Source organism: Enterobacter sp. HK169 (assembly GCF_001719105.1).
Taxonomy (GTDB): Bacteria; Pseudomonadota; Gammaproteobacteria; order Enterobacterales; family Enterobacteriaceae; genus Enterobacter; species Enterobacter asburiae_B.
This window is the reverse complement of sequence record NZ_CP017087.1, coordinates 2,030,480-2,044,297: the sequence shown is the minus strand read 5'-3', so window position 1 is coordinate 2,044,297 and position 13,818 is coordinate 2,030,480. Positions and strand designations below refer to the sequence as shown.

11 protein-coding genes are annotated in these 13,818 nt (G+C 54.8%); 8 read left to right on the top strand and 3 right to left on the bottom strand.

Annotation, left to right across the window (positions count from 1 at the left end; all coding sequences use genetic code 11):
- Positions 1 to 12 precede the first annotated feature (12 nt).
- The 5 genes from rlmD to eno all read left to right on the top strand — a co-directional run bounded on the left by rlmD (position 13) and on the right by eno (position 7,695).
- On the top strand, positions 13 to 1,311 hold the full coding sequence (rlmD, locus tag EnteroDNA1_RS09650; protein WP_069303254.1) for a 23S rRNA (uracil(1939)-C(5))-methyltransferase RlmD: 1,299 nt from the start codon (positions 13 to 15) through the stop codon (positions 1,309 to 1,311).
- Between the two features lie 51 nt (positions 1,312 to 1,362).
- Entirely contained in the window at positions 1,363 to 3,594 is a 2,232-nt protein-coding gene (gene relA / locus EnteroDNA1_RS09645) for a GTP diphosphokinase (RefSeq protein ID WP_023309015.1), read from the top strand.
- A 67-nt stretch (positions 3,595 to 3,661) separates the two neighbouring features.
- Complete coding sequence (gene mazG / locus EnteroDNA1_RS09640; RefSeq protein WP_069303253.1) at positions 3,662 to 4,453, top strand: nucleoside triphosphate pyrophosphohydrolase; 792 nt, start codon at positions 3,662 to 3,664, stop codon at positions 4,451 to 4,453.
- A 223-nt stretch (positions 4,454 to 4,676) separates the two neighbouring features.
- A complete protein-coding gene (pyrG, locus tag EnteroDNA1_RS09635) occupies positions 4,677 to 6,314 on the top strand; it encodes a glutamine hydrolyzing CTP synthase (RefSeq protein WP_023309013.1) in 1,638 nt (545 codons plus the stop codon).
- A gap of 82 nt (positions 6,315 to 6,396) precedes the next feature.
- On the top strand, positions 6,397 to 7,695 hold the full coding sequence (eno, locus tag EnteroDNA1_RS09630; RefSeq protein WP_023309012.1) for a phosphopyruvate hydratase: 1,299 nt from the start codon (positions 6,397 to 6,399) through the stop codon (positions 7,693 to 7,695).
- 53 nt (positions 7,696 to 7,748) lie between these two features.
- On the opposite strand, the gene EnteroDNA1_RS09625 is transcribed toward eno, so the two are convergent.
- Entirely contained in the window at positions 7,749 to 8,858 is a 1,110-nt protein-coding gene (locus EnteroDNA1_RS09625; RefSeq protein ID WP_069303252.1) for an SDR family oxidoreductase, read from the bottom strand.
- A 358-nt stretch (positions 8,859 to 9,216) separates the two neighbouring features.
- Positions 9,217 to 10,041 (bottom strand): MurR/RpiR family transcriptional regulator, encoded by an 825-nt coding sequence (locus EnteroDNA1_RS09620; RefSeq protein ID WP_029741550.1) that lies wholly within the window; start codon positions 10,039 to 10,041, stop codon positions 9,217 to 9,219.
- A gap of 165 nt (positions 10,042 to 10,206) precedes the next feature.
- Here EnteroDNA1_RS09620 and EnteroDNA1_RS09615 point away from each other — a divergent pair, with 165 nt between their 5' ends.
- From EnteroDNA1_RS09615 to queE, 3 genes are read left to right on the top strand one after another with little or no spacing between them, the layout of a single operon-like run.
- Positions 10,207 to 11,766, top strand: coding sequence for a PTS transporter subunit EIIC (locus EnteroDNA1_RS09615; protein WP_069303251.1), 1,560 nt, complete (start codon positions 10,207 to 10,209; stop codon positions 11,764 to 11,766).
- A complete protein-coding gene (locus EnteroDNA1_RS09610; protein ID WP_069303250.1) occupies positions 11,766 to 12,473 on the top strand; it encodes an N-acetylmannosamine-6-phosphate 2-epimerase in 708 nt (235 codons plus the stop codon). Before EnteroDNA1_RS09615 ends, EnteroDNA1_RS09610 begins: the two co-directional genes overlap by 1 nt.
- A 54-nt stretch (positions 12,474 to 12,527) precedes the next feature.
- On the top strand, positions 12,528 to 13,199 hold the full coding sequence (gene queE, locus EnteroDNA1_RS09605) for a 7-carboxy-7-deazaguanine synthase QueE (RefSeq protein WP_023333236.1): 672 nt from the start codon (positions 12,528 to 12,530) through the stop codon (positions 13,197 to 13,199).
- A 28-nt stretch (positions 13,200 to 13,227) separates the two neighbouring features.
- Here the strand turns inward: queE and queD are convergent, their stop codons facing one another.
- Positions 13,228 to 13,590 (bottom strand): 6-carboxytetrahydropterin synthase QueD, encoded by a 363-nt coding sequence (gene queD, locus EnteroDNA1_RS09600; RefSeq protein ID WP_023309002.1) that lies wholly within the window; start codon positions 13,588 to 13,590, stop codon positions 13,228 to 13,230.
- Between the last annotated feature and the right edge of the window lie 228 nt (positions 13,591 to 13,818).

The following is a 13,818-nucleotide window of genomic DNA, read 5'->3' as shown; positions in this document are numbered from 1 at the left end:
AAAATCTCGGCGATGGCGCAATTCTACTCTGCAAAGCGACGCGTGACGACGCGTCAAATCATTACTGTTGAAGCCACGGACCTCGATCCGTTTGGTCAGGGAGTGGCACGTCACAACGGTAAGGCTCTGTTTATAACAGGTTTACTGCCGATAGAACGAGCAGAAATTACGCTGACGGAAGATAAACGCCAGTTCGCGCGCGGACAGGTTAAGCGTCGCCTCAACGATAGCCCGGAGCGCGTGAAGCCGCGATGCCCACATTTTGGCGTTTGCGGGGGCTGCCAGCAACAGCATGCGAGCACAGAATTACAGCAAAAAAGCAAAAGCCGCGCGCTGGCGCGTCAGCTTAAACATGACGTTAACGAAATTCTCGCCGATGCGCCCTGGGGCTATCGGCGACGCGCGCGCCTGAGCCTCAGCTATCAGCCAAAAACGGCTCGTCTTGAGATGGGGTTTCGCAAGGCCGGTTCCAGTGACATTGTCGATGTGCAGCAGTGCCCCATTTTGGTGCCCCATCTTGAGGCATTGCTTCCGGAGGTGCGCACCTGTCTTTCCGGGCTGGACGGCGTTCGCCACCTCGGGCATGTCGAACTGGTCATGGCCAACAATGGACCGCTGATGGTCCTGCGCCATACCGCGCCGTTGTCGAAAAAAGATCGCGAAAAACTGGAACGCTTTTCGCATTCCCACGACCTGGCGCTTTTCCTTGCACCACAAAGCGAGATACTTGAGCAGGTTACCGGTGAGGCGCCCTGGTATGCGTCAAACGGGCTACGCTTAACGTTCAGCCCGCGGGATTTCATTCAGGTGAATGACGGCGTTAACCAACTGATGGTTGAGAAAGCGCTGACGTGGCTGGATGTTCAGAAAAGCGATCGGGTGCTCGATCTGTTCTGCGGAATGGGCAACTTCACGCTGCCGCTGGCGCAAAAAGCGGCCAGCGTCGTCGGCGTGGAAGGCGTTGAGGCGCTGGTAGCTAAAGGGCAGGAGAACGCGCTGCAGAACGGCTTGCAAAATGTGACATTCTTTCATCAAAATCTTGAAGAAGATGTCACCCAACAGCCGTGGGCAAAACAGGGCTTTGATAAAATTTTGCTCGACCCGGCGCGTGCCGGTGCCCCGGGTGTGATGGCACATATTATTAAACTCGCGCCGAAGCGTGTGGTCTATGTTTCCTGTAACCCGGCAACGCTTGCCCGGGACAGCGAGGCATTAATCAGCGCGGGTTACCAGATTCAGCGGCTGGCAATGCTGGACATGTTCCCGCACACTGGACATCTGGAATCGATGGTGTTGTTCGAGCACATCTAATTTGTTTGGCTTGTCGACTTCGACAGGCCCTGGTCCCTAAAGGAGAGGACAATGGTTGCGGTAAGAAGTGCACATCTCAATAAAGCTGGGGAATTTGACCCACAAAAATGGATCGCAAGTCTGGGAATTTCCAGCCAGCAGTCGTGTGAACGCTTAACCGAAACCTGGGCCTATTGTCTGCGCACCACGCAGGGGCATCCCGACGCCGATCTTCTCCTGTGGCGCGGCGTGGAGATGGTGGAAATCTTATCCATGCTGAACATGGATATTGAAACGCTGCAGGCCGCGCTTCTCTTCCCCCTCGCGGATGCGGACGTGGTCAGCGAAGACGTGCTGCGCGACAGCGTCGGGAAATCCGTCGTCGCGCTGATCCACGGCGTGCGCGATATGGCGGCCATTCGCCAGCTCAAAGCCGCGCACACCGATTCCGTCTCCTCTGAGCAGGTCGATAACGTTCGCCGGATGCTGCTGGCCATGGTGGATGATTTCCGCTGCGTGGTCATCAAGCTTGCCGAGCGGATTGCCCACCTGCGTGAGGTGAAGGATGCGCCGGAAGACGAGCGCGTGCTGGCGGCCAAAGAGTGTACAAATATCTACGCGCCGCTGGCGAACCGCTTAGGCATTGGTCAGCTGAAATGGGAGCTGGAAGATTATTGCTTCCGCTATCTGCACCCGGCGGAATATAAACGTATTGCCAAACTCCTGCACGAGCGCCGTATCGACCGCGAGCACTATATCGAGGAATTTGTCGGCGGGCTGCGCCAGGCGATGAAAGAAGAGAACGTGCGCGCCGAAGTCTACGGCCGGCCTAAGCATATCTACAGCATCTGGCGCAAAATGCAGAAGAAACACCTCGCGTTTGACGAGCTGTTTGACGTGCGCGCCGTGCGTATCGTGGCGGAGCGTCTGCAGGACTGCTACGCCGCGCTGGGGATAGTACACACTCACTTCCGTCATCTGCCCGATGAGTTTGATGACTATGTCGCCAACCCCAAACCGAACGGCTATCAGTCTATCCATACCGTTGTGCTTGGCCCTGGCGGCAAAACGGTCGAGATTCAGATCCGCACCAAACAGATGCACGAAGACGCCGAGCTGGGCGTGGCCGCGCACTGGAAATACAAAGAAGGCACGTCCGGCGGAGCGCGTTCTGGCCACGAAGACCGCATTGCCTGGCTGCGCAAGCTAATTGCGTGGCAGGAAGAGATGGCCGACTCCGGCGAGATGCTCGACGAAGTGCGCAGCCAGGTCTTTGACGATCGCGTCTACGTCTTTACCCCAAAAGGGGACGTTGTCGACCTGCCTGCGGGCTCTACGCCGCTCGATTTTGCCTACCACATCCACAGCGATGTGGGGCACCGCTGCATCGGGGCGAAAATTGGCGGACGTATCGTACCGTTCACCTATCAACTGCAGATGGGTGACCAGATTGAAATCATTACCCAGAAGCAGCCCAACCCGAGCCGTGACTGGCTTAACCCGAACCTGGGCTACGTCACCACCAGCCGCGGGCGCTCGAAAATTCACGCCTGGTTCCGTAAACAGGATCGTGACAAGAACATTCTTGCCGGTCGCCAGATCCTCGACGACGAGCTGGAGCATATCGGGATAAGCCTGAAAGAGGCGGAGAAATTCCTGCTGCCGCGCTACAACTTCAACGAGCTTGATGAGCTGCTAGCGGCGATTGGCGGCGGTGATATCCGTCTGAATCAGATGGTGAACTTCCTGCAGGCGCAGTTCAATAAGCCAAGCGCGGCAGAGCAGGACGCGGCGGCGCTGAAGCAGCTGCAGCAGAAAACCTACGCGCCGCAGCAGCGCAGCAAAGACAACGGCCGCGTGGTGGTCGAGGGCGTAGGTAACCTGATGCACCACATTGCCCGCTGCTGTCAGCCAATTCCGGGCGACGATATCGTCGGCTTTATCACTCAGGGACGCGGGATTTCGATTCACCGTTCCGACTGCGACCAGCTTGCCGAGCTGCAGTCGCATGCGCCGGAGCGCATCGTGGAAGCGGTCTGGGGTGAGAGCTATTCCGCCGGCTACTCGCTGGTGGTGCGCGTCACTGCCAACGACCGCAGCGGCCTGCTGCGCGACATCACGACCATTCTCGCCAACGAGAAGGTCAACGTGCTGGGGGTCGCCAGCCGCAGCGATACCCGCGAGCAGCTTGCCACCATCGATATGACCATCGAAATCTACAACCTGCAGGTGCTGGGCCGCGTGCTCGGTAAACTGAACCAGGTGCCGGATGTGATTGACGCGCGTCGTCTGCACGGCGGTTAAACACACTCTTCTGTAGGCCGGGTAAGGCTTTGCCGCCACCCGGCTTGTTTTTTTAATGGAAAACACTATGACTCAAATTGACCGCCTGCTCGGCATCATTAAACGCCTGCGCGACCCGGAAAACGGCTGTCCGTGGGACAAAGAGCAGACTTTCGCCACCATCGCGCCTTATACCCTCGAAGAGACCTACGAGGTGCTGGACGCCATTTCCCGCGAAGATTTTGACGACCTGCGCGGCGAGCTGGGCGATCTGCTGTTCCAGGTGGTGTTCTATGCGCAAATGGCGCAGGAAGAGGGGCGCTTTAACTTTGACGATATCTGCGCTGCCATCAGCGACAAGCTTGAGCGCCGTCATCCCCATATCTTCGGCGATGCCACCGCAGAGAACAGCGCTGAGGTGCTGGCCCGCTGGGAGCAGATCAAAAGCGCCGAGCGGGCGGAAAAATCCCAGCACTCGGCGCTGGATGATATTCCGCTGAGCCTGCCCGCGCTGATGCGCGCGCATAAAATCCAGAAACGCTGCTCCGCCGTCGGTTTTGACTGGACCTCCCTCGGCCCGGTGCTGGATAAAGTGCACGAAGAGATTGACGAAGTCATGCACGAAGCGCAGCAGGCGGTGGTGGATGAAGCAAAGCTTGAGGAAGAGATGGGCGACCTGCTGTTTGCGACCGTCAACCTTTCTCGCCATCTGGGTGTAAAAGCGGAAACCGCCCTGCAAAAAGCCAATATAAAATTCGAACGACGCTTTCGCGAAGTTGAGCGGATTGTCGCCTCGCGAGGCCTGGAAATGAGCGGAATTGACCTCGACGCGATGGAAGAAGTCTGGCAAGAAGTAAAGCGCCAGGAATCTGATCTCTAACGAGATTTTGCGATCAAGCGCAATTTGTGTGATTTTTTAAATGACAAGCGCTTGATTTGCGTCAAAAACATTTACCCAAAAGGGGCTATTTTCTCACTCCTTATGTTTGTCATGGCCTGGAATGGAGACGGAGAATGAAAGTTTGTGGCGCTCGCCGTGTTCGGGTATACTACTTTCCCGTCCTGGTTATTCCATCGTTTCACCCTAACTTCTCAGGTTCAGCATGACAACGAACTATATTTTTGTGACCGGCGGGGTCGTATCCTCTCTGGGTAAAGGCATTGCCGCAGCCTCCCTCGCAGCCATTCTTGAAGCCCGTGGCCTCAATGTGACCATGATGAAACTGGATCCGTATATCAACGTCGATCCGGGCACCATGAGCCCAATCCAACACGGGGAAGTGTTCGTTACTGAAGACGGCGCTGAAACCGATCTGGATCTTGGCCACTACGAGCGTTTCATCCGCACCAAAATGACCCGTCGTAACAACTTCACGACTGGCCGCATCTACTCCGACGTTCTGCGTAAAGAGCGCCGTGGTGACTATCTGGGTGCAACCGTTCAGGTTATCCCGCACATCACTAACGCAATCAAAGAACGCATTGTTGCGGGTGGCGAAGGCCACGACGTGGTGCTGGTTGAAATCGGCGGTACCGTGGGTGATATCGAATCCCTGCCATTCCTGGAAGCGATTCGTCAGCTGGCGGTAGATATTGGCCGTGAGCACGCGCTGTTCATGCACCTGACTCTGGTGCCGTACATGGCCGCCGCAGGTGAAGTGAAAACCAAGCCGACTCAGCACTCTGTGAAAGAGCTGCTCTCCATTGGTATTCAGCCAGATATCCTGGTTTGCCGCTCCGATCGTGCGGTTCCGGCGAACGAACGTGCGAAAATTGCATTGTTCTGTAACGTGCCTGAAAAAGCCGTTATTTCAATGAAAGATGTCGATTCCATTTATAAAATCCCGGGCCTGTTGAAATCTCAGGGCCTGGACGATTATATTTGTAAACGATTCAGCTTGAACTGTCCGGAAGCGAACCTGTCTGAATGGGAACAGGTTATTTATGAAGAAGCCAACCCGGCAGGGGAAGTGACTATCGGTATGGTCGGCAAGTACATTGAACTGCCGGATGCCTATAAGTCAGTGATCGAAGCGCTGAAACACGGTGGTCTGAAGAACCGTGTTTCCGTGAACATCAAGCTGATTGATTCGCAGGATGTTGAAACGCGTGGCGTTGAAATCCTGAAAGATCTGGATGCTATCCTCATCCCTGGCGGCTTCGGCTACCGTGGTGTAGAAGGCAAGATCGCCACCGCGCGCTATGCGCGTGAAAACAATATTCCATACCTCGGCATCTGTCTGGGTATGCAGGTTGCGCTGATCGAATTTGCGCGCAACGTAGCGGGAATGGAAAACGCGAACTCTACGGAATTTGTGCCAGACTGTAAGTACCCTGTTGTGGCGCTTATCACTGAATGGCGTGACGAAGAAGGTAACGTCGAAGTCCGTACCGAGAAGAGCGATCTGGGTGGCACCATGCGTCTTGGCGCACAGGCCTGCCAGCTGTCTGACGATAGCGTGGTTCGCAAGCTGTACGGCGAGCCGGTCATCACCGAGCGCCATCGTCACCGCTATGAAGTCAACAACATGTTGTTGAAACCTATTGAAGCCGCGGGCCTGCGTGTTGCGGGCCGCTCCGGGGATGATCAGTTAGTCGAGATCATCGAAGTGCCAAACCATCCGTGGTTTGTCGCCTGCCAGTTCCACCCGGAATTTACTTCAACGCCACGTGACGGGCATCCGCTGTTTGCAGGCTTCGTGAAGGCCGCCAGCGACTACCAGAAGCGTCAGGCGAAGTAAAAAAAGTTAGAACGGCAACGCGTACCTTTGGTACGCGTTGTTTGTCTGGAGTTTTAGTTTAACTTGTACTGAGGAAAATCTAATGTCCAAAATCGTTAAAGTCATCGGTCGTGAAATCATCGACTCCCGTGGTAACCCGACCGTTGAAGCCGAAGTTCACCTGGAAGGTGGTTTCGTTGGTATGGCTGCTGCTCCATCAGGTGCTTCTACTGGTTCTCGCGAAGCGCTGGAACTGCGCGATGGCGACAAATCCCGCTTCCTGGGCAAAGGCGTACTGAAAGCGGTTGGCGCTGTAAACGGTCCGATTGCTCAGGCAATCCTTGGCAAAGACGCCAAAGACCAGGCTGGCATCGACAAGATCATGATCGATCTGGACGGTACTGAAAACAAATCTAACTTCGGTGCGAACGCAATCCTGGCTGTTTCCCTGGCGAACGCCAAAGCGGCAGCTGCTGCGAAAGGTATGCCACTGTTCGAGCACATCGCTGAACTGAACGGCACCCCAGGCAAATACTCCATGCCTGTACCAATGATGAACATCATCAACGGTGGTGAGCACGCAGACAACAACGTTGATATTCAGGAATTCATGATTCAGCCAGTTGGCGCGAAATCCCTGAAAGAAGCGGTACGTATGGGTTCTGAAGTGTTCCACAACCTGGCTAAAGTTCTGAAAGCTAAAGGTATGAACACTGCTGTTGGTGACGAAGGTGGCTATGCTCCAAACCTGGGTTCTAACGCAGAAGCGCTGGCTGTTATCGCAGAAGCAGTAAAAGCTGCTGGCTACGAGCTGGGCAAAGACATCACCCTGGCGATGGACTGTGCAGCATCTGAATTCTACAAAGACGGTAAATACGTTCTGGCTGGCGAAGGCAACAAAGCGTTCACCTCCGAAGAGTTCACTCACTTCCTGGAAGACCTGACCAAACAGTACCCAATCGTGTCTATCGAAGACGGTCTGGACGAGTCTGACTGGGCTGGCTTCGCATACCAGACTAAAGTACTGGGCGACAAAATCCAGCTGGTTGGTGACGACCTGTTCGTAACCAACACCAAGATCCTGAAAGAAGGCATCGAGAAAGGCATCGTTAACTCCATCCTGATCAAATTCAACCAGATCGGTTCTCTGACCGAAACTCTGGCTGCGATCAAAATGGCGAAAGACGCTGGCTACACCGCTGTTATCTCTCACCGTTCTGGCGAAACTGAAGACGCTACCATTGCCGACCTGGCAGTGGGTACCGCTGCAGGCCAGATCAAAACCGGTTCTATGAGCCGTTCTGACCGTGTTGCTAAATACAACCAGCTGATTCGTATCGAAGAAGCTCTGGGCGAAAAAGCACCATACAACGGTTTGAAAGAGATCAAAGGCCAGGCATAATTGCTTAAGCCTTAAAATGAAAATGCCAGTCGAATGACTGGCATTTTTTTTGGCTATTTAAAATCGACCGCCATTTGCTCCGGAATGGTCAGCCCCTGAGTGGTTTGCACGCAGCGGGCGATGTAATCCGTAAACCGGGGTGGCTTCGGCATCCCCATACTCAGCAGCTTATCGTTGCTGAAGCGCACGTTAAGCGTGGCAAACGCACCGTATAAACGCATGGCTTTCAGCATCAGACGTTCGTTGCACGGCCCAAAAATATGTTTCAGCTCGCGGCGCATTCTGACCAGCGTTTCGTAGCTGACCTGCGCATATTTATCCCCGACGGGGGCTTTCTCCAGCGCCTGCGCCATTGCCTGATCGATATCCGCAAAGCGAACGCTGTTCTCTTCTCCCGCAGAAATGTGCACCACTTCTCCCGGACGAGCGTTGCTGTTGAGCAGCATTAACATCGCGTCGGCGCAATAATCCACCGGAACAACGTCAATCCGGTCTTCCATTGAGCACATAAACTTCTGCAGCATCAGGCCCATGCTAAAGACCCAGAAAATGCTGCTCGACGGCGTGCAGCCGTGACGGGTATGGCCGACGACGATGGACGGACGGGCGATGAGCAGCGGCAGGTTAGGGCACTCCTGGCGCATCAGCTGTTCGATGGTTGACTTCGAAAACGTGTATTCCACCAGGTGTTCAGCATTCTCTCTGAATTCAGCGCTTTCGGCGACCAGTGAATCTTGCTCCGGCGTGCATGACATTGCGGTGCCGACGTGGAGGAAACGCTGCAGGCCCGTGACCTGCTCCATACGGCGCGCCAGCGCGAGCGTACCTTCAACGTTGACCTTCCAGATCAGCGGGTTATTACCAAATGAGGCCACGGCCGCACAGTTAACCACGTGCGTGACCCGATCCAGACGGGGATCGTTCAGGAAGGCATCCGGCTGGCTGAGGTCGCCAATCAGGATATTATCCACGCCCAGAGAGGCCAGTTTGTCCTCAGGAACGTTGAACTTGCGCATGTTCTCCTGCACGCGCTCCAGCCCGCTCTGCGGATCGCTGGCGCGCGCAAGCAAAAGAAGTTTTACGGATTGATCGCTGGTCAGGATTTTTTCAAGAACTGCACCACCCAGAAATCCGGTCACGCCTGTAATCAATAACATCTTCATTAATACCGTCTCATTATGATTGATGAGGCGGATTGTAGGCGTGCAAAAGTAAACGGCATTTAAATAATAAAACGCCGAAATCAATGGCGTCTTAAGCTTATTTTAAGGAAAGGAAATCAGGTGGATATATTGGACAGTATCGCAAGGGTAAAAATTCACTCTATTAAAATTTAAATTTTAACTCATTGAATTTAATTGTTTTTATTAGGTCTGCGCCGAAGGGTGAACGTAATTCAAAATGTAATAAGTATAATAATTTGTTACACCAAACATTTATCGAATAAATGTTTTAAATACCCCTTAACTCAAATCAGACAACATAAGTCGCAGGCCGATTTATTTAGCCTGCGAATGATTTTCAGAGCAAAAGGGGAAGCGTGGCGCTGGCTGTTTGCTGGCTAACGTCGCCGTAATGACCATCCAGCGCAATCATGGACGTGGTCAACAGCTCGACCAGCAGCATCACTCCAACCTTAGCATTGAGCGCGCCTGCACTTAGAGGGCCTTCTGGTTTGGCGGCAACCAGCTGCATGTCGCTCAGAGACGCCAGCGGGCTGCGGGGCGTATTGCTGAGCGCCAGAACCTTAACGCCGCGCTTGCGGGCAAGCTTCACCACGTGGAGTAAATCCCGCGTTGAACCCGAGCTGGAGATGGCCACAACCAGCGTATCTTTCGAAAGCGTTGTCGCATTCATGGCCGCGCGGTGCATATCGCTAAACAGCTGTGCGGGTTTTCCCAGCCGCAGCAGCTTGTAATGCAGATACTCGCCGAGGATCGCGCTGGCCGCGACGCCATAAATCTGCACGGATTGCGCCTGATGCAGCGCCAGCGCCGCTTTTTCAAGCAGCGTGCGGTCGAGGAGTCTGGCGGTATCCTGCAAAGCCTGCACCGACTCATCCACGACGTTATCAATCTCATCCCCCGCCTGACGCGCGGGCTGGCCCTGCTGAATATCCAGCGCAAGCGCCATTTTAAATTCGTTATAGCCCTTGCAGCCCAGCGTCCGGCAAAGGCGCGTGACGCTGGCTTCGCTGGTGTGGCTCTCGCGCGCCAGTTCAGTGATCGTCAGGTAGAGCACCCGGGCAGGATCGCTGAGGACAAACTCACCGAGTTTTTGTTGCGTTGGGCTGTACCCGGAAGCCTCCTGGCGGAGCTTCAGCAGCAGATTTTCATGGTCCGACATGCCACGTCCTTAATGTGTTTCGCTGCGACTAGTGTGGCGGAAAGGAGGGGAAAGATGCCAGTCATTTTGAAAAAGTATGATCGGCTTCCTGGTTTTTGATGATAATTTTCACTGAGTGATATTTATATGGTAAAAATTTTCATCGTTTAAAGGGGAGATGAAAAAATGATGCAAATGTTCAGTGGTGCTTCTTCGGGGGGATGGTTTGAAAAAGCGCAGCGCTTTGGTAAATCCTTTATGTTGCCTATCGCCGTGCTGCCCGCGGCGGGCCTGCTGCTGGGGATAGGCGGCGCGTTATCGAATCCCAATACGCTGGCGGCTTATCCGTTTTTAGATGTGGGCTGGCTGCAGGCCATTTTCACTATCATGAGCAGCGCCGGTTCAATCGTGTTTGCGAACCTCTCGGTGCTGTTTGCGGTTGGGGTAGCCGTCGGGTTGGCAAAAAGCGATAAGGGCACGGCTGGGCTGGCGGCGCTACTCGCGTTTCTGGTGATGAATGCCACCATCAACGCGCTGCTGATCCTCACCGGCAAACTGGCGCACGAGAACCCGGGCGCTGTGGGGCAGGGCATGACGCTGGGGATCCAGACGCTGGAAACCGGCGTGTTTGGCGGCGTGGTGATTGGTCTGGTGACCTGCACGCTCCATCATCGGTTTAATAAAATTGCGCTTCCGCAGTTCCTCGGGTTCTTTGGCGGCTCGCGCTTTGTTCCCATCATCAGCTCGCTGGCGGCGATACTCGTCGGCGCGCTCATGACGGTGGTCTGGCCGCATTTTCAGAAACTGATTTTTGGTCTCGGCGGGCTGGTGGATGCCACCGGCTATCTGGGCACCCTGCTGTACGGCTTCATTTTACGCATGCTGGGCCCGTTTGGTTTGCACCACATCTTCTATCTGCCGTTCTGGACCACCGCGCTCGGGGGCAGCGATATTGTCAACGGTCACCTCGTTGAGGGCACACAGCGGATATTCTTCGCCCAGCTGGCCGACCCGAACACGCAGCATTTCTATGAGGGCACGTCGCGCTTCATGTCCGGGCGCTTTATTACGATGATGTTTGGCCTGCTCGGCGCGTGTCTGGCGATGTACCACACGGCAAAACCGGAGAACAAAAAGCGCGTTGCCGGGCTGCTGCTCTCTGCGGCATTAACCTCGTTCCTGACCGGAATTACCGAGCCTATCGAGTTTTCCTTCCTGTTTATTGCGCCTGTGCTTTACGTCATTCATGCGCTGTTTGACGGGCTGGCGTTCATGCTCGCACACATGCTGCATATCACCATCGGGCAAACCTTCTCCGGCGGTTTTATTGACTTCGTGCTGTTCGGCATTTTGCAGGGAGAGGCCAAAACCAACTGGATGTTCGTTCCCCTGGTGGGCGTGCCGTGGTTCTTCCTTTACTACTTCACCTTCCGCTATCTGATTAACCGTTTTGATTTTGCCACGCCGGGTCGGGAAAAGGAGGCGATGGCCAATGAAGTGACCTTCTCGCAGAGCGAGCGCGCCGTTGCGGTGATCGCGGGATTAGGCGGAAAAGAGAATCTGGAAGAGGTGGACTGCTGCGCCACGCGGCTTCGCGTCACGGTGAAGGACGGCAGCAAAGTGAATGACGCGGCGCTGAAAGCCACCGGCGCGCGCGGCGTTATCGTGCGCGGTAACGGGGTTCAGGTCATTTATGGCCCGCACGTCACGATTATCAAAAACGAAGTGGAAGAGATCTTATCGTAATGAAAACTGTACTGGATAACCTGAAGGGAAAACTGGTCGTCTCCTGTCAGGCGCTGGAAAATGAACCGCTGCATAGCCCGTTTATTATGTCGCGCATGGCGCTGGCGGCGGCACAGGGCGGAGCCGCTGCCATTCGTGCCAACAGCGTGGTGGATATCGAGGCCATTAAGCAGCAGGTCTCTTTGCCTGTTATCGGCATCATCAAACGGGATTACCCGGAAAGCGAAGTGTTTATCACCGCCACGATGAAAGAGGTGGATGAGCTCATGACCGTCTCTCCGGAAATCATTGCGCTTGATGTGACGGCGCGGGAGCGTCCCGGTGGAGAATCCCTGGAAACGCTGGTCGCGCGCATCCGCTCGCGCTATCCCGCGGTACTGCTGATGGCGGATATTTCCACCGTGGGCGAAGCCGTGACGGCACAGGCGCTTGGCTTTGACTGTGTCGGCACCACGCTTTATGGCTATACGGCGGAAACGGCGGGCCATTCGCTTCCGGAGAACGACTGCGCGTTCCTGAAGGGCGTGCTGGCTGCCGTGACGGTTCCCGTGGTTGCCGAAGGCAACGTGGATACGCCTGAACGCGCGGCCAGATGCCTGGCGCTGGGCGCGCATACGGTCGTCGTCGGCGGCGCCATCACCCGTCCACAGCAAATTACCGAGCGTTTTATGGCGGCGATTGGCGCGCAAAGCACCGATGGAGCATGACCATCAGGCGGGGATCTGCGATACTTATCGTTTATCCCCTTTACTGAGATGACTATGCAGTACCCGATTAACGAGATGTTCCAGACCCTGCAAGGCGAGGGTTACTTTACCGGCGTTCCCGCTATTTTCATTCGTTTACAGGGATGCCCGGTTGGCTGTGCCTGGTGTGATACCAAACATACGTGGGATAAGCTCGCAGATCGGGAAGTGTCGCTGTTTAGCATTCTGGCGAAAACCAAAGAGAGCGATAAGTGGGGCGCGGGCAGTTCAGAAGATCTGCTGGCCATTATTGGTCGTCAGGGCTGGACGGCGCGCCACGTCGTGATCACCGGCGGTGAACCCTGCATCCACGATCTGACGCCGCTGACCGAGCTGCTCGAAAAGAACGGCTACAGCTGCCAGATTGAAACCAGCGGCACCCATGAAGTGCGCTGTTCACACACCACCTGGGTGACGGTATCGCCAAAAGTGAATATGCGCGGCGGGTATGACGTGCTGTCTCAGGCGCTGGAACGCGCGGATGAGATTAAGCACCCGGTTGGGCGCGTGCGTGATATCGAAGCGCTGGATGAACTGCTGGCAACGCTGACGGATGAAAAGCAGCGCGTCATTGCGCTACAGCCGATCAGCCAGAAAGACGACGCGACGCGCCTGTGCATTGAAACCTGTATTGCGCGCAACTGGCGCCTGTCGATGCAGACGCACAAATACCTGAATATTGCCTAAAAAAAAGCCCGGTTTAGCCGGGCTTTTTTTACTCCCCGCGATAGATACAGCCGGCGGTACAGGTCTCTTTAATCATCACCGCGCTCAGCAGCGGTACCAGCGGCTTCATCTGATCCCAAATCCATTTCGCCAGCACTTCGCTGGTCGGGTTTTCAAGGCCCGGGATATCATTCAGGTAGTAATGATCCAGACGATCGTAGGTCGGCTTAAACGCCGCCTTCAGTTCGGCAAAATCCATGATCCAACCGGTATGCGGATCAACTTCACCGGTGATCTCAAGACGCACCATGAACGAATGCCCGTGCAGACGGCCGCATTTATGCCCTTCAGGGACATGCGGAAGGTGGTGGGCGGCTTCGAAGGTGAAATCTTTAAACAGTGTGGTGGACATGATCGCTCTCAGTAATGCGGAAAAAACCGCCGCATAGTACCGGAAAGCACAATTTTTAGCATTAACTAAAACGGCTCTGAAGCCTGGCGTCTCGTTAACAGGCGTTTTTTGATGCTTTTATCGATAATTTTCAGAGGGTTAATTAATCGGTTTTATCGCTAAGTATGACAACTAAAACAGGTTAGTCCATTTGGTTATTTATTATTTCCATCCCTTCTTTAATTGTTA

What these genes read in the sequence shown, in the direction of transcription:
- rlmD (WP_069303254.1), top strand. Translation starts at nt 13, where the DNA reads ATGGCGCAATTCTACTCTGCAAAGCGACGCGTGACGACGCGTCAAATC.
- relA (WP_023309015.1), top strand. Translation starts at nt 1,363, where the DNA reads ATGGTTGCGGTAAGAAGTGCACATCTCAATAAAGCTGGGGAATTTGAC.
- mazG (WP_069303253.1), top strand. Translation starts at nt 3,662, where the DNA reads ATGACTCAAATTGACCGCCTGCTCGGCATCATTAAACGCCTGCGCGAC.
- pyrG (WP_023309013.1), top strand. Translation starts at nt 4,677, where the DNA reads ATGACAACGAACTATATTTTTGTGACCGGCGGGGTCGTATCCTCTCTG.
- eno (WP_023309012.1), top strand. Translation starts at nt 6,397, where the DNA reads ATGTCCAAAATCGTTAAAGTCATCGGTCGTGAAATCATCGACTCCCGT.
- EnteroDNA1_RS09625 (WP_069303252.1), bottom strand. Translation starts at nt 8,858, where the DNA reads ATGAAGATGTTATTGATTACAGGCGTGACCGGATTTCTGGGTGGTGCA.
- EnteroDNA1_RS09620 (WP_029741550.1), bottom strand. Translation starts at nt 10,041, where the DNA reads ATGTCGGACCATGAAAATCTGCTGCTGAAGCTCCGCCAGGAGGCTTCC.
- EnteroDNA1_RS09615 (WP_069303251.1), top strand. Translation starts at nt 10,207, where the DNA reads ATGATGCAAATGTTCAGTGGTGCTTCTTCGGGGGGATGGTTTGAAAAA.
- EnteroDNA1_RS09610 (WP_069303250.1), top strand. Translation starts at nt 11,766, where the DNA reads ATGAAAACTGTACTGGATAACCTGAAGGGAAAACTGGTCGTCTCCTGT.
- queE (WP_023333236.1), top strand. Translation starts at nt 12,528, where the DNA reads ATGCAGTACCCGATTAACGAGATGTTCCAGACCCTGCAAGGCGAGGGT.
- queD (WP_023309002.1), bottom strand. Translation starts at nt 13,590, where the DNA reads ATGTCCACCACACTGTTTAAAGATTTCACCTTCGAAGCCGCCCACCAC.